The organism is Janthinobacterium sp. HH104 (assembly GCF_001758715.1).
GTDB classification, from domain to species: domain Bacteria; phylum Pseudomonadota; class Gammaproteobacteria; order Burkholderiales; family Burkholderiaceae_D; genus Janthinobacterium; species Janthinobacterium aestuarii.
On sequence record NZ_LRIB01000035.1, the window covers coordinates 26,570 to 46,863 of the forward strand.

Here is a 20,294-nt window from a genome sequence, read left to right on the forward strand (position 1 = left end):
CCTCGCTCGGGTGGCCGGATATCAGAAAATGAAGGGCAGCAGGCGGTACTTCACCTGGCGCATGTAGACGCGATAGCGCACGTCGGTGGACAGGAAGCGCTCTTCGCGCAGCAGGCGCATCACCATCATCGTCATCGTCGCCACATAGATAACGGTGTTGGCGAGCGAGGTATTGGCCAGCAGGTAGCCGCTCAGGGAAATCAGGTAGCTGGCATACAGCGGATGGCGTACCACGCGGTACACGCCGCCCGTCTTGATCTCGCGCTGCGCCGCCACCAGGCCGAAGCTGCGGTTCAGCGACAGCAGGCCGGCGATCTGCAGCAGGCTGCCGACGGCCAGCAGGTAGCGCGCGCCTGGCCAGATGGCCATGTCGGCTGGCGCGAAGAGGAAGGGGGCGAAGGTGGCGCCGATGGCCAGCAGCCAGTCGCCCGCATCGGTGGAAACGCTGACGGGGGCCGAACGCACGATGAAGAACAGGGCGGCCAGGGTTTCGGCGACGCAGAACAGCAGATAGCTCCAGTCGCCGCTGTGCAGATAACCGACCACGTGGGCACTGGCGAAGAACGCCCACAGGCAAGCCATGGCGATGCTGGTGAGCAGGCTGGCGTGGCGCGAGTGGCAGAAGGTGGCGAGGGTGTCCATGGTCAGTTCCTATGGTGGCGGGTCGTCGGAGCGGCGCGTTTCAGCGCAGGCTCCACAGGTGGGTGTAGTGCAGGAATACCTGCAGCAGGGTGCCGCTGGCGATGGCGAAGGCGTAGGCCAGTTTGCCGGTGGTGGGCGGCGGTTCGGCGATCGTGGCGGCGCCGCCGGCAAGGCTGTGCAGCAGCGCGCCCAGCATCATGTGATAGGTGTTTTTCAGCACCTGGCGCAGGCGCTGTCCCACCAGTGCGGCGGCCAGGGCCAGCACGCCGCCGCACAGGAAGGTCAGCAGGGCCGCTTCGAGCACGGCGTCGGGGCCGAGGAAGGCGCCGCACATGGCCATCAGCTTGACGTCGCCTGCGCCCAGGGCGCGCAGCAGATACATGGGCAGCAGCAGGGCCAGTCCGGCGGCGGCGCCGGCCAGCGCCTGCAGCAGTCCCAGGCCGCCGAAGGCCGCGTCGAACAGGCTGGCGCCCGATGGCACGAAGCTGTTCAGGATCAGTCCCGCCAGGGTGCCCCACAGCACCAGCCGGTTCGGGATGCGGCGCGTGCGCAGGTCGTGCCACAGGGCGGCAGCGAGCAGGGTGGCCAGCACGGCCAGGCACAGCAGCATGGGCAGGTGGGCGTTCATGATGTCAGTCCTTCCTTGCCCATGCAGGGCGCCGTGGCCATGTGCACGGCCGGTGTCGCGGCCTGGCTGCCCAGCAGCCGTCCCACCAGGTGCCACACGAGCGCCGCGCCGGCCGCGCCGACATAGCCGTCGAGCGCATAGTGCCAGCCCAGGTGGATGGAGCCGAGCAGGATCAGTACGGCGAAGGCGGACAGGGCTATGCCGGCGGCGCGGTTGGCGTTCCAGCCCACGATGGCCATTAGCACGGCCGTGGCCACATGCATGCTGGGCATGGCGGAGATGCCCAGCTCGCCGTTCGCGCCCTTGCTTTGATAGCCTTGCCACAGCATCTCCTGCACCTGCAGGGCCCAGACGGGGACGTGCTGGTTGGCCTCATGCAGGTAAGCCATCAGCGGCGCATACGGATCGCTGGCGTGCAGGTGGCCGTAGTAGCAGGGGCCGACCGAGGCAAACAGCACGGCCATGATGCTGCCCAGGACGATCCACGTCAGCGCAAAGCTGAGCAGGAACTGCATGCGCAGCAGCGGGCGGCGCGTGTCGAGGATGAGCCAGTACAGGATGGCGTAGAACAGGAAGAACCAGAAGTGGTAGCTGAAGTTGAGCAAGCCCGTGACGAGTGGGTGGCCCAGCAGCGGCTGCAGCCTTTCCCATGGGGCCTTGCCGCCATGCAGCGCGATGTCCCAGGCGGACAGGGTGGCATCCCAGGTGTAGGGATGCAGGCGCGGGATGGCGCCCTTGATGACGGTGAAGCTGGAGGCGAAGACGGGGATCAGCAGCATGGCCGGCAGCGCGTGCAGCAGGCGCTCGTTGCTCAGGTAGCGGCGCAGATCGTGGTACAGATAATGGCACAGGCGGTGCGGGCGTTTCATCACCATGACGTGGATGGTGTAGCCGCACAGGATGAAGACGGGACCGGTGAGGATGGCCACGAGGAAGCCGGCCAGCACGTTGAGGATGTCCGCTGCGCTGGGCAGGCCGCCGGCCAGCAGCATCGCCACGGCGGCGTACGGCAGCACGATCAGCAGCAGGGCGCGGTGGGTGCGCAGCGAGAGGCGCAGGGTATTCATGACAGGGCCAGGACCACTTGGTCCTTGACGTAGACAAACAGCAGCTTGACCTGGTCGCCAAGCACGGTGATCGTGATGACCAGCACGACCGCGATCAGGCCCGCCAGCAGCGCGTATTCGATCGCTGTGACGGCGGACTCGTCGGATACACGGCTGAAGAGAGATTTCACGATGGGCCTCGCTATGCGTCGTCAAGGTGGGGGTGCCGGGGGAGACTGGAAAGCGTAGTCCGGGCCGGCGCAGGGCCGGTCCGGACAGCACCGCATCAGTTCGCAGCGGTGAGCTTGGTGCCGATGGTGCTGAAGGTTTTTTTCAGCTGCGTGCCGACGATGGTGATGGCGGCGATGATCACGACGGCAATCAGGGCAGCGATCAGGCCGTACTCGATTGCGGTGACGCCATCTTCTTCGCGGATAAAGTTTTTGATGAGGTTCATGACAACTCCTGGTGTGGTTAAGGTACGGCGGTGGATGAAACGGCATGACAGTGTTGCTTCCTGCTGCTACGACTAGGCGTTCTCATGGGCTTTCGCCCAGTGCCAGCAGTCCGATGATGCATACCACCGCCATGAGGGCCGCCACCAGGGCATAGCGGTAGAACGCAGCCTTTTCCTTGCCCTGCAAATAGGTGATCAGGGCGGTCGGAAGAAACTTGTCAAGGCGCATGCTGTGCTCCGTGTCGTGGTGGGCCGTGCGGTGATTTGCACTCCGGTAAATCCACTATAGAAGTTGGCACCTTGATCTACATCAGAAGAACATCCTTTTATTGCAAGGAGGAACTGCTTGTTTTTTTCGTGACAATTGTCATGGTCGAGTCTGGCGCGCAGACGCAACGGCCGTGCCGCTGGCTGGCGAAGGGGAGGCGGGGAGGAAATACGCGGCCGTGGCCGCGCGGGGATGCAGCAGGATCAGGCGCCGGGCGGCAACTGGCCCAGCTGGTGCTTGGTGGCGTAGGCGTACAGTTCCAGGCGGTTGTACACGCCTAGCTTGCGGTAGATCGACGTCAGGTGATTGCGCAAGGTGTGTTCGGAGATGAACAGCTGGTCCGCCAGCAGCTTGGCCGGCGTGCCGCTGCCGTGCACCAGCGCGGCGATGATCTTTCTTTCCTTGAGGGTCAGGCTGGCGATGGCGATCGCTTGCGCCGAGCCGCCACCGGGCTGGGTCAGCTGCGTCAGCATGCGTCCCAGCATCGCGTGTTCCAGCCACAGCTCGCCCTGGTAGACCTTTTCGATGGCCTTCAGGACCATCTCCGCCGGCGCATCCTTGCTGACGATGCCGCGCGCGCCCTTGAGCACCGTCTGGTCCAGGACGGCCTGGTCGTGGCTGGCCGTCAGCACCAGCACGCGCGTGCCGCCGCTCTGCGCCAGCGCGGGCAGGATGGACAGCGAGCTGATGCCGCCCAGGTCCAGGTCCAGCACGATCACATCGGGTTGCAACGCTTTTGCCTGCTCCAGCGCCTCGGTGCCGTCGGAGGCCGTGGCGACCACGCGCATGCCCGAGTGCTCACCGCCGATCAGCCGCTCCAGGCCCCACAGCATGGTCTTGTGATCGTCCACCAGCATGACGCTGATGACATGGCTGGCCGGTGGCATGTGGCGTAAGTCATTCATATGGGGATCTCGATCTGCACGGAGGTGTTGCCCAGCATGCCATGCGTGACGCGGGCCGTGCCGCCGAGGGCGGCGGCGCGCTCGGCCAGCGAGTCGGGCAGGAAATCGGGGACGTGCGCGGCGGCGCATTCGTTGTCGATGCTGATGTGCAGCGCGCCCTGCACGCAGGTCAGCTTGACGGCGCCGTGGCGCGCCGACGTATGCTTGCGGATATTGCTCATGCCCTCGTTGACGATCTGGAACACCTCGGCCGCCAGGCGGTCGTTGATGTGCAGGTCGCCTTCGATCTGCAGGGCGATGTCGATGCCATAGAATTCGCGGATCTGCGTGGCCTGGCGGCGCAGCGCCACCAGCAGTTCCGGCTCGCTTTGCACTTGCCCGTTCTTGAACGTGCGCGCGTAGCTGCGCAGGTCGGCGATCACCTGGCCCGACATGATGATCAGTTTTTCCAGTTCCGGCAGCAGCGGATTGCCCGGCGTGGCTTCGTTGCGCAAGGCGGCCAGGCCGTGGCGCAAGCCGATATACGGCTGCACGGCCGTGTCATGCAGGTCGCGCGCGATCTTTTCGCGTTCGCGCGAGGCCGCCTGCGACGCCAGCCGGTCGAGCAGGTTGATGTTTTCGATGACGGGAAACGCCTGCGCGCCGATATGGCTGAGAAACAGGGCGTCCGTCTTGCTCATGCTGGTGGCGGAGACGATAAAGATGCGGCCTTTGCCATTGCGCAGGGGCAGTGGCGCGCTGATGAAGGCGTGCGCTTCGAGCAGCTCGGCCAGGCGGGCGCCCGCCGCGTCGTCATGCCGCAGCCAGCGTCCGCTGTCGGGCTCGAGCATGCGCGCGCCGCCTATCCACGGCAGCCAGGGGCCGGCGGGCTGGTTGTACAGCGCGATTTTATCGTGCGGGAAAGCGAGCAGGGGACTGGCCGCGTCGTCGCTGAGGAGCGAGCTGGTGTGTACGACGCCCGTTGCCGTTTGCAGCACGCTGCGCAGCGACCAGACCCGCGTGCCCTTGTCCTGCATGATCAGCAGGCAGCTGCGGCCGTTGAAATAACTGCGGGTTTTTTCCAGCACCGAGGTAATGGTCTGGTCGACGCCGAAGCGCGGATTGGACAGCTGGCTGACATCGCGCAGCAGCGCCAGGTGGCTGCGCTGCGTGATGGCCGAACCGCCCCAGTAGGCGATCATGTAGCCGAGCGCCAGCAGGAAGGTGGTGCGCAGCAGCAGGCGCGACAGTTCCGCATCCGTTTCGCCGAACAGGGCAGTCGCGGCGAACAGGCCGGCCGAAGCGAGGGTGACGCGCGCGCCTTCCTCGAAGCCACGCTGGAACGACGAGGTCAGGATGGCAAAGAAAAAAAACAGGAAGAATAAAGTGTTGTGGCTGCTGGTGGAAAACACGATCAGCGCATACCAGGCCACGTCGAGCCAGTACAGCAAGATATCCTGGGGCAGGCTGAGGCCCAGCACGGCCAGCACGTAGAGCAGCAGGCTGTGCATGGTGTAGGCGGAAAAGATCAGCCAGGTAATCTTGCTCAGCTTGCCGGCGCTTTCGGGATCGATGAACAGGGTCAGCAAGGTGGCGCTCGACAGCAGCAGGCGCATGCCGTTCACCATGGTCGTATCCATGCCAGCACCCGGCAAGCCGGATTTGAGGGGAGGATCGAGTTTCACAAGCGCTCCTGGCCGTGTCCCGCATGGTGAGCCATGCGCAGGGATAGATACCACAGATAAATTCTTGTTGTTGTTGCTGCAATCACTGACGAGTCTACGCACACGCCGTAAAGATGTCTACTGGAATCCTTTGTCCGGCGTTGCTTTTTTTATAGCGGCTGCACCATCACGCGGTTGCGCCCGGCGCCCTTGGCCAGGTACAGGGCGCGGTCGGCGGCGCCGATCAGGGCGGCGATGGTCGGCTGCTGCTGCGGGTGCTGGGTGGCGATGCCGATGCTGACCGTAATGTGCTTGACCTCATTGCCCGTCTTGGCATGCGGAATGCGCAGCCCGGCCGCCCGTTCGCGGATCGCCTCGGCCATGCGCAGCGCCTGCGCCGCGTCCGTGTCGGGCAGGATGGCGGCAAATTCCTCGCCACCATAGCGCGCCAGCAAGTCGGTGGGGCGCTGCAGCATGGCGGCCAGTTCGGCCGCCACTCGTATCAGGCAATCATCACCTTGCTGGTGACCGTAATGGTCGTTGTAATCCTTGAAATGGTCGATGTCGATCATCAGCAGCGACAGGGGGCTGCCCGTGCGCATGGCGCGCCGCATTTCCTTTTCGATCGCCACGTCGAAGTGGCGGCGGTTGGCGATGCCCGTCAAGCCGTCGGCAAAGGTTTGTGAACGCAACACCATGGTTTGTTCGCGCAGCAGCTTTTCGCGGCCCACGGCGATGGTCACATCATTGATCTGGATCAGGCAGTGGCGCGGCGAACCGGGCAAATTGATCGGCGTGACGGCGATCGCCTGCTGCATGCGCTCCCGCCCTTCGGCCGCGCCATGCGTGTACAGGGGGAATGGCGCCTTGTGCAGGGTTTGCGACAGCAGCGACTGGAAATTGTCGCGCAGGGCCTGGGTGATGGCCGAAGCTATGCGCTTGTGGCACAGTTCCGGATAGACGGCAAAGAAATCCTGGCCCAGCACGGCGTCGGCCTGGCACGCCGAGTGGCGCGCCATCCAGTGGTTCCACAGCACGATGCGGTGCTGTTCGTCGAGCACGATGGCGCCCAGGTTGACGGCGCCGAGTATGCTCTCGAGCAGGGCGAGTCGGTGCAAGGCCTCCGGCATGATCGTCACGCCTGTCCCAGAACCTTGGCCAGATAGCGGCTGACCTGCTGCTTCAGGTCGTGCAAGGCGGACAGGTCGAGCACGAATGCCACATAACCGTGGATCTGGTGCTTGGACAGCACGAAGTCGATATGCAGCATCAGCACGACGGCGTCGTCATCGTCGCCGCCGAACGAGGACAGGATTTCCGCGCTGGTGCCCACGTGGTACAGGGGCAGCGAGCCGTGCAGTTCACTGTCGAACAGGTTGGCCAAAGTTCCCACGCAGGAATTGAGGATGATGTTGCCGATTTCGCTCATCGCCTCCTGTTCCATTTCCGTCAGTTCCTGCAGCGGCATGGCGTCGCCCACCATCAGGCGCACGATTTCCAGGCTCTTGTCTTCGGGGAACATCAATATGGCTTCGGTGGCGAAGGCGCCATCGTAATGCTGGCTGACGCCGCAGATGCGTTCGCCATCCTTCTTGCTGCCCAGCAAGGCAGCCGCGTCGGCACGGTTCAGGAAGGTGATCGACGGCACCGACATGGTGACTTCTTCATTGACGATTTCGCTCATCGCGGCGGCCGCATGGCCCACCCCGATGTTGAATATCTCTACGAGGGCATCGTTCTCGAGTTCGGAGAGATTGACCATGCTCACAGTCCCAGTGACGCGATCAGCTGGTGGATGCGCGTTTCCGTGATCGGTTTTTCCATGAAGCCGACGCCGAGCTCAGTGGCGCGGTTGCGGATGGCATTTTGCACGTTGGCCGTGACGAGAATGATGTGCGTTTGCGGGCACAGCGCGCGCAATTGTTCCGCCGCCGCCACGCCGCCCATGCCGGGCATGTTGACATCCAGTAATATCAGCACAGGGCTGATGGTCTTGACTTTTTCCAGGGCTTCTTCACCGGTCGCCGCCTCAATCACTTGCCAGTCGGCATGTTTGCTGAGGATGAACTGATGCGACATCAAACGTGAAACCCGGCTGTCATCGACAACAAGTACCTGTTTACTGTGATTCATGTGCTATTCCTGGAACGTCATATCGGGCAATCGTGCCATTTTCGCATATTTTAGAGTGCATAGAGAGGAATTGGCTGGGAATTGCCCTGGGGCAAAGGTTTCCAGCTTGGCTGTTGTATTCCATCGCATGGCCCGTCATCATGGCCGGCTGGCCGGGCTGGCAATCCGTTAAAATAGCGGCATTCCCCACTTTAGCCTTTTTTTGCCATGACCCAAGACGAATTGAAGCAAGCCGTAGCCCGCGCCGCCATTAACTATGTGGTGGACGGTGAAATCATCGGTGTCGGCACCGGTTCCACCGCCAACTTTTTCATCGATGAACTGGCCAAGATCAAGGACCGTATCAAGGGGACGGTCGCGTCGTCCGAAGCGACGGCCGCGCGCCTGGCAGGCCATGGCATTCCCGTCTTCGACTTGAACGACGTCGAATCGATCGCCGTCTACATCGACGGCGCCGATGAAATCACGGCCAGCGGCGCCATGATCAAGGGCGGCGGCGCGGCATTGACGCGTGAAAAGATCGTTGCCTCCGTCGCGAAACAGTTCGTCTGCATCGCCGACGGCTCCAAGCTGGTAGAAACCTTGGGCGCCTTCCCGCTGCCCGTGGAAGTGGTGCCGATGGCGCGCGCCGCCGTCTCGCGCCAGCTGGCCGCGCTGGGCGGCACGCCCCGCTTGCGCCTGAAGGCGGGCAGCGATCAAGCGTTCATTACGGATAACGGCGGCGAGATCATCGACGTGCTGGGCTTGAAAATTGCCGACCCGGTGGCGCTGGAACAGCAGATCAACCAGATCGTCGGCGTCATCGCCGTCGGCCTGTTCGCCGTGCGCGGCGCGAATGTCTGCCTGCTGGGCATGCCGGAAGGCGTGCGTACTTTGGCCTACTGATACGCAGCAGAAATCCGGGGTCAGACCCGCCGGGTCTGACCCCAGCCTTCCATTTGCACCGCCCGGTACACGGCCACAGTGCGCAGCAAGCCGCCGATGAAGAGGCCGCTGAAGCAGCCATAGGCGAGGCACACAGGTGCGGTGAAGCCGGTCGCGTGGGCATAGGCTGGCGCGATGGCCAGGGTCACGGCCACCGCATATTTCATGCAGAAGATACTCATCATCAAGATCAACGGCACCCAGCTGCCGGGACGCTGCACGCTGCTCCGTTCGGGAATGGCGACGATCTTGCGCGCATCGGTCAGCGTCCACGCCAGCGCTGCACCGGCCAGGGCGCCGATTGCCCAGGCGAACGGCGCCACGCCATCGAAGCCGAAACTGCCATGCACGCCGCTCAGCGACAGCGCCAGCATCACCATGGGAATGATGCACAGCTTGCGCAAGGTCACTTCGCGCGCGCGGCTGGCCAGCACGCCCCGGTAGACGAGAAAGCCCAGGATGGCCCAGACGTAGAGGGGAGTGTGGCTGAAGATTTGCTGCAACATGGTGTCCGCCTTGGAATGAGGTTGTCGATGGACGTACTGTGCCAGCCGGCGGCATGGGCGGCGAGCGGTGTGCGACGAAACGGGGAGGCGGTGCCGTGAAACGGCGGAGGCGGGCGTGAAACGCAGGCGAAACTGCCCGCGACGTGGTCACGGGCAAGCGATAAAACTTATTCCGTTGGCGGCACGTAGCCCATGGCGGCATCGGCGCCATCGCCGAAGAAATGCTTTTCCATTTGCGTGGCCAGGTATTTGCGGGCGCGCGCGTCGGCCAGGTTCAGCCGGTTTTCATTGACCAGCATGGTCTGGTGCTTGAGCCAGGCAGCCCATGCTTCCTTCGACACGGATTCGTAAATCTTCTTGCCCAGTTCGCCCGGGTACGGCGGGAAATCCAATCCTTCGGCTTCCTTGTTGAGTTTGATGCAGTGGATCGTGCGGGCCATCTGTGCTCCTGAATCAGTGTAGAGATAAAGCGTGATTATAAGGCACTTTGCGCCTGCCCTCGCGGGGCCGTCGCGGCCTGGCGACACGCCGTTTGCCACGCCCTTGCGCTGGATCAAATTTGATCTGCGCCGCCCCAGCTAGTAAGATGCCTTATCGCGCCAGCCGCTGGCTGCGCCTCTTCCAAGCAAGTAGTAACAATTAACCAATATGGAATCCCTATGACCTCAGTGAAAGTCCATGGCATCGACGTCAGCAATACTGGCAGCTTTGCGCTGTTTGGCGGCATCAACGTGCTCGAATCGCGCGATCTTGCCATGCGCACCTGCGAAGAATATGTGCGCGTGACGCAAAAACTGGGCATTCCCTATGTATTCAAGGCCAGCTTCGACAAGGCCAACCGTTCATCGATCCATTCCTACCGCGGCCCGGGCCTGGAAGAAGGCATGCGCATCTTCCAGGACGTCAAGGCGGCGTTCGGCGTGCCGGTGATTACCGACGTGCATGAGCCATGGCAGGCGCAGCAGGTGGCCGAAGTGGTCGACGTGCTGCAACTGCCCGCTTTCCTCGCGCGCCAGACGGACCTCGTCGTGGCCCTGGCAAAAACGGGCAAAGTCATCAACATCAAGAAGCCGCAATTTTTGAGCCCTGGCCAGATGGCCAATATCGTCGAGAAATTCAAGGAAGCGGGCAATGATCAGCTGATCCTGTGCGACCGCGGCACCTGCCTCGGCTACGACAACCTGGTGGTCGACATGCTGGGCTTTGGCGTCATGAAGAAGACGTGCGACGACTTGCCCATCATCTTCGACGTCACGCACGCGCTGCAGCAGCGTGACCCCGGTGGCGCAGCGTCGGGCGGCCGCCGCCAGCAAGTGGCGGACCTGGCCCGCGCCGGCCTGGCCGTCGGCATCGCCGGCCTGTTCCTGGAAGCCCACCCTGATCCCGACAATGCCCGCTGCGACGGCCCCAGCGCCTTGCCGCTGGACCAGCTGGAACCATTCCTGGCGCAATTGAAGGCGCTCGACGACCTAGTCAAATCGTTTGCGCCGCTGAATATCAAATAATGGTTCCAATGTAAAAAAGCCCGGCATGCCGGGCTTTTTCAGTTTTACAGGGTCTTGATCAGCACCTGCGACTTGCGCTGCCAGTTATACATATGCTGGCGGTCCTTCGGCAAGTCGTCGACGGTGGCTGGCACGAAACCGCGCTTCTTGAACCAGTGCGAGGTGCGCGTGGTCAGCACGAACAGTTTGTTCAGGCCGGCGGCGCGCGCGCGGTTTTCCATGTGTTTCAGGATGCGTTCGCCGTCGCCTTGGGCTTGCACTTCCGGGTTGACCGTCAGGCATGCCATTTCCGCCATCTTTTGCGCGGGGAACGGGTACAGGGCGGCGCAGCCGAAGATCACGCCGTCATGCTCGATGACGGAGAAATAATCGATTTCGCGTTCGATCAGCTCGCGGCCCCGTTTGACGAGGGTGCCGTCCGCTTCCAGCGGTTCGATCAGTTTGATGATGCCGCCCACGTCTTCGATGGTGGCCTGGCGCAGGCTTTCCAGGTTTTCATGGCTGATCATGGTGCCCACGCCATCATGGGTAAACAATTCCAGCAGGGCCGAGCCATCCATCGAGAACGGCACGATGTGCGAGCGCTCGACGCCGTTGTGGCAGGCCTTGACGCAATGTTTCAAATAAAACGCCGTGGCGTCGGGCAGGAAGCCGGCCATCAGCACGGCTTCGGCCTGGTGCGACGACAGTTCGCGGATTTCCACGCCCGTGGCGTCTTCCATCATTGGCGTTTCGGTAATGAAAATCAGTTTATCCGCGTGCAGGGCGATGGCGGCGCTGCAAGCCACGTCTTCCATGGTCAGGTTGAACGCTTCACCGGTAGGCGAGAAGCCCAGCGGCGAGAGCAGCACCAGGCCGTCCGAACCGAGGATGGAATGGATGGTTTCGGCGTCGACCTTGCGCGTGATGCCCGTCAGTTCCAGGTCCACGCCATCGATCACGCCCAGCGGGCGCGCCGTGATGAAGTTGCCTGAAATGATACGGATGGCCGCATGCGACATGGGCGTGTTCGGCAAGCCCTGGCTGAACGCGGCCTCGATATCGAGGCGCAGCTCGCCGGCGGCTTCCTTCGCGCATTCCAGCGCGGCAATGTCCGTGATGCGCACGCCATTATGGAAGCGGCCTTCGACGTTACGCAAGGCCAGCTGTTCCGCCACCTGCGGCCGCGAGCCGTAGACAACAGTGACATTGATGTCCAGCGCATGCAGCAGGGACAAATCATGGGCCAGCACCTGCAGCGCCCCGGCGCTGACGAGTTCACCGGGGAAGGCGACCACGAAGGTCTTGCCGCGAAAGGCGTGGATGTAGGGCGCGACGGAGCGCAGCCATTGGACGAATTGGGTAGGGTTTTCCATTAAGCGCATTATAATTCGCTGCGCGATGTGCGCGCTTAAAATACCTGTAAAAAACAATGTCTTCAGCCAGCAATAAGTCTTCCCCTCCTTCCAACGTTGCAAATGTGCCCGCCAGCGGGGATGTCGCCGCGCCTGCCGCCACGCCTGCGCAGGGCCGCCAGCGCCCGCCCGTGAGCCAGCAAAGGCAGCAGCCGCCGCGCGCGGAACAACAGAAACAGCAACAGCAGCAGCGTGCGCCGCGCCCGCCGCGTGAGGGGCAGCCGCCGCGCAATGACCAGGCTAGCCGCGAAGAGCGCGAAAGCCGTGACGCAGCCCGCGCCGCGCGCGAAGCGGAAAAGGCGTTCCGCAATCCACTGCCACCGATTACGTATCCGGAAGACTTGCCCGTCTCGGGCCGGCGCGCGGAAATCGCCAAGGCCTTGCTGGAAAACCAGGTGATCATCGTCTCGGGCGAGACGGGTTCCGGCAAGACGACCCAATTGCCGAAGATTTGCCTGGAACTGGGACGCGGACAGAAGGGCATGATCGGCCACACGCAGCCGCGGCGTATCGCCGCCTCGTCGACGGCCAAGCGCATTGCGCAGGAGCTGGGCACGCCGCTGGGCGAAACCGTGGGCTTCAAGGTGCGCTTTACCGATACCCTGAGCCGTGGCGCGTCCGTCAAACTGATGACGGACGGTATCTTGCTGGCCGAGACGCAGACCGACCCGTTGTTGAAAAATTACGACACCATCATCATCGACGAAGCGCACGAACGCAGCCTGAACATCGACTTCCTGCTCGGCTATCTGAAGCAATTGCTGCCGCGCCGGCCCGATCTGAAAATCATCATCACGTCGGCCACCATCGATGCGGAACGCTTCTCGCGCCATTTCGGCACGCCGGAAAAACCGGCCCCCGTGATCGAAGTGTCGGGCCGCCTGTACCAGGTGGAAGTGCGCTACCGTCCCGTCGAGCGCGAGCAGGTGGCCATGCCCGGTGCCGCCAACCCTGACAAACCTGGCCAGCGCACGGCGAATGTACGTGTAGCTGCGCGCGAAAAGCGCGATTTGATGGATGCCGTCGTCGATGGCGTGGAAGAACTGTGCCGGATCGGCTCGGGCGACGTGCTGGTGTTCTTGCCGGGCGAGCGCGAAATCCGCGATTGCGCCGAAGCGCTGCGCAAGCACCATCCGCCGCACGTGGAGATTTTGCCCCTGTTCGCCCGCCTGTCGGCCGAAGAGCAGGAGCGCGTGTTTAAAACCAGCAATGCGCGCCGCATCGTGCTGGCCACCAACGTGGCGGAAACGTCGCTGACCGTGCCCGGCATCCGCTACGTGGTCGATGCTGGACTGGCGCGGGTGAAACGCTATAGCTACCGCAACAAGGTCGAGCAGTTGCAGGTCGAGCCGATCGCCCAGTCGGCCGCCAACCAGCGCGCCGGGCGTTGCGGCCGCGTGGCCGATGGCGTCTGCATCCGCCTGTACGAAGAGCAGGATTATTTGCTGCGCCCGAAATTCACGGAGCCGGAAATCCTGCGCTCCTCGCTGGCGGCCGTCATCCTGCGCATGAAGTCATTGCACCTGACGGACGTGGAAACCTTCCCCTTCATCGAGCCGCCGCTGGCGCGCGCGATCGCCGACGGCTACCAGTTGCTGCAGGAACTGGGCGCCGTCGATGAGGTGAATAAACTCACGCCGCTGGGTAACAAGTTGGCCAAGCTGCCGCTCGATCCGCGCGTGGGCCGCATGATCCTCGCCGCGCTCGACAACGCGTGCCTGACGGAAGTGCTGATCGTCGCTTCCGCCCTGTCCGTGCAAGACCCGCGCGACCGCCCAATGGAACACCAGCAGGCGGCTGACGAAGCGCACAAGAAATTCGCCGATGAAAAGTCGGAATTCTTGAGCTACCTGAAAATCTGGCGCTGGTTCGAATCGGCCATTGAGCACAAGAAAACCAACCGCCAGCTGCAAGACAACTGCCGCACGAATTTCCTGTCGCAGATGCGCTTGCGCGAATGGCGCGACGTGCATTCGCAGCTGCTGACCATCGTCAAGGAGCAGGGCTGGCGATTGAACGAAGCGCCGGCCACCTACGACAACCTGCACATGGCCTTGCTGACCGGTTTGCTCGGCAATATCGGCTTCAAGGGCGAGGACGAGCCGGGCGCCGGGTATCTGGGCGCGCGCGGCATCAAGTTCCATATCTGGCCCGGTTCCTCGCTGCTGAAAAAGCCGGGCAAGTGGATCATGGCGGCCGAGCTGGTCGACACGACGCGTCTGTACGCGCGCTGCGTGGCGCAGATCCAGCCCGAGTGGCTGGAGAAAGTCGGCGTGCACCTGCTGAAGAAATCGTGGGGCGAACCGCGCTGGGAAAAACGCTCGGCGCAGGTGACGGCGTCCGAACGGGCGACCCTGTACGGCCTGGTGGTGTACAGCCAGCGCCGCATCAATTACGGCAATTTCAACTTGCCGGAAGCGCGCGAGATTTTCATCCGCGATGCGCTGGTCGGCGGCGACTTCGATACGCGCGCGCCGTTCTTTGCGCACAACCACAAGCTGATCAAGGACATCGAAAACCTCGAGCACAAGTCGCGCCGCCTGGACGTGCTGGTCGACGATGAACTGATCGCCGCCTTCTACGACCAGCTGCTGCCGGCCGACGTGTGCAATGGCGCCGGTTTTGAAAAGTGGCACAAGGAAGCCACGCGCGACAATCCGAAGCTGCTGTACCTGAATCGCGAAGAGCTGATGCGCCACGAGGCAGCCGGCGTGACGACGGACCTGTTCCCGAAAACCATGTCCGTGACGGGCCTGGAAATGGGCCTGACGTACCACTTCGAGCCGGGCAGCGTGCGCGATGGCGTGACCTTGGCCGTGCCGCTGTATGCCTTGAACCAGTTGCCGCGCGAGCGCTGCGAATGGCTGGTGCCGGGCATGCTGAAGGAAAAGGTGCATCTGCTGCTCAAATCCCTGCCGCAAAAGCTGCGCCGCCACTGCGTGCCGCTGCCTGATTACGCGGCGAAATTCTGCGAGCGCGTGCATGCAGCGGGCGTGTTTGGCCGAGGCGACCTGATCGACGCCATCATCGCAGACATCCGTACGCAGATCACGATCAATGTGCTGACGACGGACTTCAAGCCGGAAACCCTGCCTGCCCATCACTTCATGAATTTCAAGGTGATCGACGAGCATGGCCGCCAGCTGGACATGGGCCGCAACCTGGCCACTCTGCAAGCGGAATTTGGCGGCCAGGCGCGCCAGAGTTTCCAGAAGCTGGCCGAAGTGTCGGGCGTCTCTGGCTCAGGCACACCGGGTGCCAAGGTGGCGGGTGCGCAAGTGGCGTCGCGGCTGCAGGCGCAAGCGCAGGGCGCCGCCGCCAATGCGGCAGCAGGCAAGGGCGGCGCGCCGGCCAAGGGTGCTGCCGTTGCCGCGCAGCCTTCCGCGAATGCCACCGTTTCGCAGCACATGGGCTTGACGGGCTGGACCTTTGGCGAATTGCCGGAGTTGCTGGAAATCGTGCAGGGCAAGCTGACCCTGATCGGCTTCCCCGCGCTGGTCGACAAGGGCACGCATTGCGACCTGGAAGTGTTTGACGACCCGACCGTGGCCGCTCGTACGCACAAGATCGGTTTGCGCCGCCTGTTCGCGCTGCAAATGAAGGAGCAGATCAAATACGTCGAGAAAAGCATCCCCGGTTTGCAGCAGATGGGTATGCAATTCATGGCCCTGGGGTCGCAGGAAGAGCTGCGCGAGCAAATCATCAACAAGGCGCTCGACATCGCCTGCCTGCAAGATCCGCTGCCGCTGGACGCCGCCTCGTTCGCCAAGCGCCAGGCGGAGGGCAAGTCGCGCCTGGTCTTGCTGGTCAATGAAATCGCCCGTTTGCTGTCGCAAGTGCTGACGGAATTCCACGGTTTGCCCAAGCGCCTGCAGAATATTCCTGCAGCGGCGGCCAGCGATATCCAGTCGCAGCTGCAAGGCCTCGTGCATAAACGCTTCCTGACGGAAAACGACTACACGCAGCTGGCGCATTTCCCCCGCTATCTGAAGGCGATCAACGTGCGTCTGGAAAAGCTGCGCGCCGACCCCGCGCGCGACACCAAGTTGATGGCCGAATGGCAATCAGCCGCTGCGCCGTACTTGCGCCAGGCCAAGGACCGCCAAGCCGGCAAGAACACGGACCCGAAACTGGTCGACTTCCGCTGGATGCTGGAAGAGCTGCGCGTGTCGCTGTTTGCGCAGGAGTTGCGCACGCCAATGCCGGTGTCGGCCAAACGTTTACAGAAAGTTTGGGAGTCGATGCAGCGGTAGGTCGGATTAGCGCGTCCGAAGGGCGCGCGTAATCCGACAATATCGTTGGCGCGATGGTGGTGTGGTGCTGTGGTGTTAGCGGTGCCAACGGTGTTAATAGTTTTGCGGTGTTAACCGTGCCTCTGGTGGTGTCGGATTACGCGGCTGCGCCGCTAATCCGACCTACCCGACCTACCTACCTGGCCTACCCGGCTCAAGTGCGCTTGTTGAGATCATCATCATCGCTGAGCGTTGAGCGCGAGCCCAAGTTGCCCAGATCGCCCTGGCTGCTGCCCGTGCCGGCGCGGCTGCCGCTCATGGAGCTGCCGGTCAGGCTGCCTTCGCTGCCCGATTGCAGGCTGGCGCCGCTGCGCAGGTCGCTGCCGGATGGCATATGGCCTGCCATGCTGCCGTAGCGCGTGCCGCTGCCATAGAATGCTTCCATCTGCTGGTTCCAGGCTTCGCTGCCCATGTCGGGCCAGTTGTCCTTGTCGAAGCCGGGAGCGTTTTTCAGCAAGTCTTTGTCCACGTTCAGCAGGAAGCGCTTGTTGACGGTGTCCAGGGTCAGGCGTTCCCAGGGCACGGCGAACAGCTTGTCGCCCATGCCAAGGACGCCGCCGAAGGACAGCACGGCGTAGGCGATCTGGCCCGTGCGCATGTCGAGCATGATTTCCTTGATGTCGCCCAGCTCCTCGTCTTCGTGATTGTAGACATCGTCCCCGATCAGGGTATCGGCCCCCATCAGGGCCGGCCCCGGGCCGTCGTGGTTACGGTACATGCCCAGGATGTCGCGGTCCAGATAGCTCATGGTGTTCTCTCCTCGTGTGAAGTGCTGTTCGAACATCCAGATTAAGCATACGCACTATGTGGCGTTTGATCTGCCTCAATGGTGCTAAGTAACCCCCAATAAATTATTATGATTTCTGACTTCCATAACCGGCGCTCTGCGGCGTTGCCCGCTGCTAGCAGTGCTCGCACTGCGTCGCAGTGGGCGCCTTGCATAGCATCCGGTTCTGTTCGTCATAAATTCACAATAATTTCCTGAGGATTACTTAGCGGCACTTTTATCGGTGTGCAAACGTACGGTGCTGTCAGCCAATTGCGGTACTCTATGCGTTCCAAGGAGGAGGCCGCACATGCTGATGACGCAACGATGCAGTGGGATGAACTTGCGGTACGCTCCACAACGGCACGCACGCCGTGTGCCATGGTAAAGCCCGCCACCAAATGGCTGCGCGGGCTATTGCGCGCCGGTAAGGCGCAGCAGCGCACGGCGACCAAGCTGGCCAAGGTGCTGTTCGGGCCCGTGCCAGCCAAGCCCAGGGCCAAACCCCGCAGCAAGCCCGTGGTCAAAACCAAGGCCAAAACAATCGTCAAGCCGCGCGCCAGGCCCGCCAGCGACGCCGTACCCTCGCTGGCGCCCTTTGCCACGCCCCTGTCGCCACCGCGCGTGCGCAAGCGAACGGCGCCCCCGCCGGGCAAGTGGCTGGCCGCCCACTATGCGCCGCTGCCGGAACTGGGGCAGATGCCGGGCCGGCGCCTGCCGTATTTCCTGTACCTGCCCGAGAAGGCGCCGAGCGTCGCCATGCGCAGCCGGGGCCGGCCGCTGCTGGTGATGCTGCACGGCTGCGAGCAGAGCGCCACGCAGTTTGCCGATGGCACGCGCATGAACCGCCTGGCCGAGCGCAAGGGCTACGCCGTGCTGTATCCGCAGCAATCGCTGCGCTCGCATGCGCGCCGCTGCTGGAAGTGGTACGACAAGCTGACGCAGGAGGGCGGCGGCGACGTGCGCCTGATCATCGGCGCCATCGAGCAGGTGGCGGCCCGTTATGCGATCGACCGCGCGCGCATCTATATCTGCGGCATTTCCGCCGGCGCCGGCATGGCGCATATCGTGGCCCTGAACCATCCCCATCTGTTCGCGGCGCTGGGCCTGCATTCCGGACCCGTCTTTGGCGCCGGGCATAATCTGATCGGCGCGCTGGGCGTGATGCAGCATGGCGCTGCCGCCCGCGCCGACGCGGCCATCGATGAAGTACTGGCGCGCCAGCCCGCGTTTCCCCGCCTGCCCACCATCCTGCTGCAAGGGCTGGCCGACAAGGTGGTGCGGCCCATCAATCAGACGCAGCTGGTGCGCCAGAGTGTGCGCGTCAACCATTTGCCGTTCGATACCGTGGTGACGGCGCAGCGCCTGCCTGGCGGCGCTGCGGGCGGGCGCAATCCGGCCCATGCGTATGCCTTGCACGATTATCAGGTGGGCAAGGATGTGCTGCTGCGCGTGGCGCAGGTCGAGCACCTCGAGCACGCGTGGAGCGGCGGTGACGCCAGCCTGCCGTTCAACGACAAGGCCAAGCCCGACGCCAGCAAGATGCTGCTCGATTTCTTCGCCAGCCACCGCCGCCGCTAAACCAGCGTGCCGCGCGCCGCAACGGTGCGCTGGCACTGGTACGCACCGTTCTCCCTTTCCCCGCAGGGCCGCGGCCAGCGCGCCGGCACGCTGGCCGCGCCCTTTTCAGCCTGAATTCTGAATACCGCAGTACCATGGATTTCACTCAAGTGGTATTGCTGCGGTATTTAAAAATCACAAAAACAGGCGCTAAAAATGCGAACTGGTATACAATTGGTACACGTTTTCAGTGTGAAACCGTGTCCGCCGTCCCATGCCCCGACGGCTGATACGCACTGACGGCAGCCACCCACGTTACGGAACGCGCCATGTCCATCAAGTCGAAGCAGTTGCTGTGGTTTTTTGCGTTTTTCCTTGTCTTTGAACTCAATATCTATCTGTCGAACGACATGATCATGCCGGCGATGCTGGGCATCGTCGAGGAGTTCCAGGCGGAGAAAAAGTTCGTTCCCCTGTCCCTGAGCCTGTATCTGCTGGGCGGCAGCTCGCTGCAGATTTTCCTCGGGCCCTTGGCCGACACCATCGGCAAGCGCAAGCTGGTGTTGACCGGCAATACCTTGTTCCTGCTGGCCACCTTGGCCGTGCCATTGACCGCCTCGATCGAGCAATTTCTTGCCGTGCGTTTCATCCAGGGCATGGGCTGCTGCTTCATCTTCATCGGCTATGCCATGATCCATGAACTGTTCGACGACATGGCGGCCGTCAAGCTGAGCAGCATTCTGTCGAGCACCACCATCCTCGCGCCTCTGGCCGGCCCCATCCTCGGCAGCGCCATCATCAGCCGGCTGGACTGGCGCTACGTCTTTTTCCTGTCGGCTCTGCTGGCGCTGCTGTCCTTGCTGGGCCTGTTCAAGACCATGCCGCGCGCGGTCCCCAAGGTCACGCGCCCGGACCTGGCCGCCATCATGCGCAGCTACGCGGCCATTTTCAGCAATGGCCGCTTCATGTTCGGCATGTTCACGGCCGGGCTGGCCACCGTGCCTCTGACGGCCTGGATCGGCTTTTCACCCATCTTCGTGCTGCAGGAAATGGGCGCGTCCTACGCCACGTATATCGCCCTGCAATGCGTGATCTTGTCGGGTTTTGTCCTCAGCAGCATCGCCATCCAGCGCCTGCGCCAGGATTTTCCCCTCGTCTCCCTGCTGCGCCTGGGCGGGCTGATCGCGGCCGCCGGCATGCTGGGTGCCGGCGCGGGCCGCCATCACGTCGACGTGTTTGCCGCCTGCATGTTTGTCTATTCCATTGGTTTCGGCCTGTTCAACGGCGCGCTGATACGCAGCGCGATCACGGCCAGCAAGGAGGCGATGACCTTGACGACGGCCGCCATGAGCTTGCTGTACTGCATTTATCTGTCCGCTTGGCTGCAGCTGTACAACGTGCTGTGCCAGCGCTTCGGCTATGCGCTGGAAACGTATGCGCTGCTCAATATTCCCGTCATCGTGGCCATCACGGCCTGCCTGCTGCTGTTTACGCGGGGCATGGCGGGGCGCCGGGAAAGCGGGGTGCGGCTGGCCCGGCACTGATGGCGCAACGATGCGCCTGTTCTCGACCTTGCTTTACCTCCTGCGAAGTTTATTGACACTCTCCTGCGGAAAATGGTGCGC

The 20,294-nt window shown here is 63.0% G+C and carries 20 protein-coding genes; 5 read left to right on the forward strand and 15 right to left on the reverse strand.

Annotated features, from left to right (window positions below; all coding sequences use genetic code 11):
- Positions 1-21: 21 nt before the first annotated feature.
- From JAB6_RS15050 to JAB6_RS15090, 11 genes are all read right to left on the reverse strand, one after another.
- Entirely contained in the window at positions 22-642 is a 621-nt protein-coding gene (locus JAB6_RS15050; RefSeq protein ID WP_070303470.1) for an isoprenylcysteine carboxylmethyltransferase family protein, read from the reverse strand.
- 40 nt (positions 643-682) lie between these two features.
- A complete protein-coding gene (locus JAB6_RS15055; RefSeq protein WP_217494633.1) occupies positions 683-1,270 on the reverse strand; it encodes a prepilin peptidase in 588 nt (195 codons plus the stop codon).
- The gene (locus tag JAB6_RS15060) at positions 1,267-2,337 is read right to left on the reverse strand and encodes a phosphatase PAP2 family protein (protein WP_070303471.1); all 1,071 of its coding nucleotides are present in this window, start codon (positions 2,335-2,337) and stop codon (positions 1,267-1,269) included. Before JAB6_RS15060 ends, JAB6_RS15055 begins: the two co-directional genes overlap by 4 nt.
- Positions 2,334-2,507 (reverse strand): Flp family type IVb pilin, encoded by a 174-nt coding sequence (locus JAB6_RS28485; RefSeq protein ID WP_080698528.1) that lies wholly within the window; start codon positions 2,505-2,507, stop codon positions 2,334-2,336. Before JAB6_RS28485 ends, JAB6_RS15060 begins: the two co-directional genes overlap by 4 nt.
- Positions 2,508-2,602: 95 nt before the next feature.
- Positions 2,603-2,773: a Flp family type IVb pilin gene (locus tag JAB6_RS15065; protein ID WP_070303472.1), complete on the reverse strand. Its 171-nt coding sequence runs from the start codon at positions 2,771-2,773 to the stop codon at positions 2,603-2,605.
- A gap of 82 nt (positions 2,774-2,855) precedes the next feature.
- Positions 2,856-3,002: a hypothetical protein gene (locus tag JAB6_RS29345; protein ID WP_157814672.1), complete on the reverse strand. Its 147-nt coding sequence runs from the start codon at positions 3,000-3,002 to the stop codon at positions 2,856-2,858.
- 242 nt (positions 3,003-3,244) lie between these two features.
- Complete coding sequence (locus tag JAB6_RS15070; RefSeq protein WP_254671641.1) at positions 3,245-3,946, reverse strand: response regulator transcription factor; 702 nt, start codon at positions 3,944-3,946, stop codon at positions 3,245-3,247.
- Positions 3,943-5,610 carry a sensor histidine kinase gene (locus tag JAB6_RS15075; protein WP_139143401.1) on the reverse strand — a complete coding sequence of 556 codons (1,668 nt, stop codon included), beginning with the start codon at positions 5,608-5,610 and terminating at the stop codon, positions 3,943-3,945. The genes JAB6_RS15070 and JAB6_RS15075 overlap by 4 nt, the downstream gene beginning before the upstream one ends.
- A 149-nt stretch (positions 5,611-5,759) precedes the next feature.
- Entirely contained in the window at positions 5,760-6,719 is a 960-nt protein-coding gene (locus JAB6_RS15080) for a sensor domain-containing diguanylate cyclase (RefSeq protein ID WP_070303474.1), read from the reverse strand.
- A gap of 5 nt (positions 6,720-6,724) precedes the next feature.
- A complete protein-coding gene (locus JAB6_RS15085; RefSeq protein ID WP_034750807.1) occupies positions 6,725-7,351 on the reverse strand; it encodes a chemotaxis protein CheC in 627 nt (208 codons plus the stop codon).
- Between the two features lie 2 nt (positions 7,352-7,353).
- Positions 7,354-7,722, reverse strand: a complete 369-nt coding sequence (locus tag JAB6_RS15090; RefSeq protein WP_070303475.1) for a response regulator — start codon at positions 7,720-7,722, stop codon at positions 7,354-7,356.
- Positions 7,723-7,929: 207 nt separating this feature from the next.
- Here JAB6_RS15090 and rpiA point away from each other — a divergent pair, with 207 nt between their 5' ends.
- On the forward strand, positions 7,930-8,607 hold the full coding sequence (rpiA, locus tag JAB6_RS15095) for a ribose-5-phosphate isomerase RpiA (protein ID WP_034750801.1): 678 nt from the start codon (positions 7,930-7,932) through the stop codon (positions 8,605-8,607).
- A gap of 20 nt (positions 8,608-8,627) precedes the next feature.
- Here rpiA and JAB6_RS15100 read toward each other — a convergent pair whose 3' ends face one another.
- Positions 8,628-9,152: a DUF6622 family protein gene (locus tag JAB6_RS15100; protein WP_070303476.1), complete on the reverse strand. Its 525-nt coding sequence runs from the start codon at positions 9,150-9,152 to the stop codon at positions 8,628-8,630.
- 167 nt (positions 9,153-9,319) lie between these two features.
- Positions 9,320-9,592 carry an oxidative damage protection protein gene (locus tag JAB6_RS15105; RefSeq protein ID WP_034750797.1) on the reverse strand — a complete coding sequence of 91 codons (273 nt, stop codon included), beginning with the start codon at positions 9,590-9,592 and terminating at the stop codon, positions 9,320-9,322.
- A 219-nt stretch (positions 9,593-9,811) separates the two neighbouring features.
- Between JAB6_RS15105 and kdsA the strand changes: the two genes are divergently transcribed.
- Positions 9,812-10,657 (forward strand): 3-deoxy-8-phosphooctulonate synthase, encoded by an 846-nt coding sequence (gene kdsA, locus JAB6_RS15110; RefSeq protein WP_070303477.1) that lies wholly within the window; start codon positions 9,812-9,814, stop codon positions 10,655-10,657.
- A gap of 44 nt (positions 10,658-10,701) precedes the next feature.
- Here the strand turns inward: kdsA and argA are convergent, their stop codons facing one another.
- Positions 10,702-12,012 (reverse strand): amino-acid N-acetyltransferase, encoded by a 1,311-nt coding sequence (gene argA, locus JAB6_RS15115; protein WP_046685875.1) that lies wholly within the window; start codon positions 12,010-12,012, stop codon positions 10,702-10,704.
- Between the two features lie 56 nt (positions 12,013-12,068).
- Here argA and hrpA point away from each other — a divergent pair, with 56 nt between their 5' ends.
- On the forward strand, positions 12,069-16,304 hold the full coding sequence (hrpA, locus tag JAB6_RS15120) for an ATP-dependent RNA helicase HrpA (protein WP_070303478.1): 4,236 nt from the start codon (positions 12,069-12,071) through the stop codon (positions 16,302-16,304).
- Positions 16,305-16,497: 193 nt separating this feature from the next.
- Here the strand turns inward: hrpA and JAB6_RS15125 are convergent, their stop codons facing one another.
- Entirely contained in the window at positions 16,498-17,091 is a 594-nt protein-coding gene (locus JAB6_RS15125) for a PRC-barrel domain-containing protein (protein WP_070303479.1), read from the reverse strand.
- A gap of 399 nt (positions 17,092-17,490) precedes the next feature.
- Between JAB6_RS15125 and JAB6_RS15130 the strand changes: the two genes are divergently transcribed.
- Positions 17,491-18,690: a PHB depolymerase family esterase gene (locus JAB6_RS15130; RefSeq protein ID WP_070303480.1), complete on the forward strand. Its 1,200-nt coding sequence runs from the start codon at positions 17,491-17,493 to the stop codon at positions 18,688-18,690.
- 308 nt (positions 18,691-18,998) lie between these two features.
- Positions 18,999-20,213, forward strand: coding sequence for an MFS transporter (locus JAB6_RS15135; protein WP_070303481.1), 1,215 nt, complete (start codon positions 18,999-19,001; stop codon positions 20,211-20,213).
- Positions 20,214-20,294 lie beyond the last annotated feature (81 nt).

Bases quoted from the DNA above. Each gene is read 5' to 3' on its own strand.
- JAB6_RS15050 (WP_070303470.1), bottom strand. From the start codon at position 642: ATGGACACCCTCGCCACCTTCTGCCACTCGCGCCACGCCAGCCTGCTC.
- JAB6_RS15055 (WP_217494633.1), bottom strand. From the start codon at position 1,270: ATGAACGCCCACCTGCCCATGCTGCTGTGCCTGGCCGTGCTGGCCACC.
- JAB6_RS15060 (WP_070303471.1), bottom strand. From the start codon at position 2,337: ATGAATACCCTGCGCCTCTCGCTGCGCACCCACCGCGCCCTGCTGCTG.
- JAB6_RS15065 (WP_070303472.1), bottom strand. From the start codon at position 2,773: ATGAACCTCATCAAAAACTTTATCCGCGAAGAAGATGGCGTCACCGCA.
- JAB6_RS29345 (WP_157814672.1), bottom strand. From the start codon at position 3,002: ATGCGCCTTGACAAGTTTCTTCCGACCGCCCTGATCACCTATTTGCAG.
- JAB6_RS15070 (WP_254671641.1), bottom strand. From the start codon at position 3,946: ATGAATGACTTACGCCACATGCCACCGGCCAGCCATGTCATCAGCGTC.
- JAB6_RS15080 (WP_070303474.1), bottom strand. From the start codon at position 6,719: ATGCCGGAGGCCTTGCACCGACTCGCCCTGCTCGAGAGCATACTCGGC.
- JAB6_RS15085 (WP_034750807.1), bottom strand. From the start codon at position 7,351: ATGGTCAATCTCTCCGAACTCGAGAACGATGCCCTCGTAGAGATATTC.
- JAB6_RS15090 (WP_070303475.1), bottom strand. From the start codon at position 7,722: ATGAATCACAGTAAACAGGTACTTGTTGTCGATGACAGCCGGGTTTCA.
- rpiA (WP_034750801.1), top strand. From the start codon at position 7,930: ATGACCCAAGACGAATTGAAGCAAGCCGTAGCCCGCGCCGCCATTAAC.
- JAB6_RS15100 (WP_070303476.1), bottom strand. From the start codon at position 9,152: ATGTTGCAGCAAATCTTCAGCCACACTCCCCTCTACGTCTGGGCCATC.
- JAB6_RS15105 (WP_034750797.1), bottom strand. From the start codon at position 9,592: ATGGCCCGCACGATCCACTGCATCAAACTCAACAAGGAAGCCGAAGGA.
- kdsA (WP_070303477.1), top strand. From the start codon at position 9,812: ATGACCTCAGTGAAAGTCCATGGCATCGACGTCAGCAATACTGGCAGC.
- argA (WP_046685875.1), bottom strand. From the start codon at position 12,012: ATGGAAAACCCTACCCAATTCGTCCAATGGCTGCGCTCCGTCGCGCCC.
- hrpA (WP_070303478.1), top strand. From the start codon at position 12,069: ATGTCTTCAGCCAGCAATAAGTCTTCCCCTCCTTCCAACGTTGCAAAT.
- JAB6_RS15125 (WP_070303479.1), bottom strand. From the start codon at position 17,091: ATGAGCTATCTGGACCGCGACATCCTGGGCATGTACCGTAACCACGAC.
- JAB6_RS15130 (WP_070303480.1), top strand. From the start codon at position 17,491: ATGGTAAAGCCCGCCACCAAATGGCTGCGCGGGCTATTGCGCGCCGGT.
- JAB6_RS15135 (WP_070303481.1), top strand. From the start codon at position 18,999: ATGTCCATCAAGTCGAAGCAGTTGCTGTGGTTTTTTGCGTTTTTCCTT.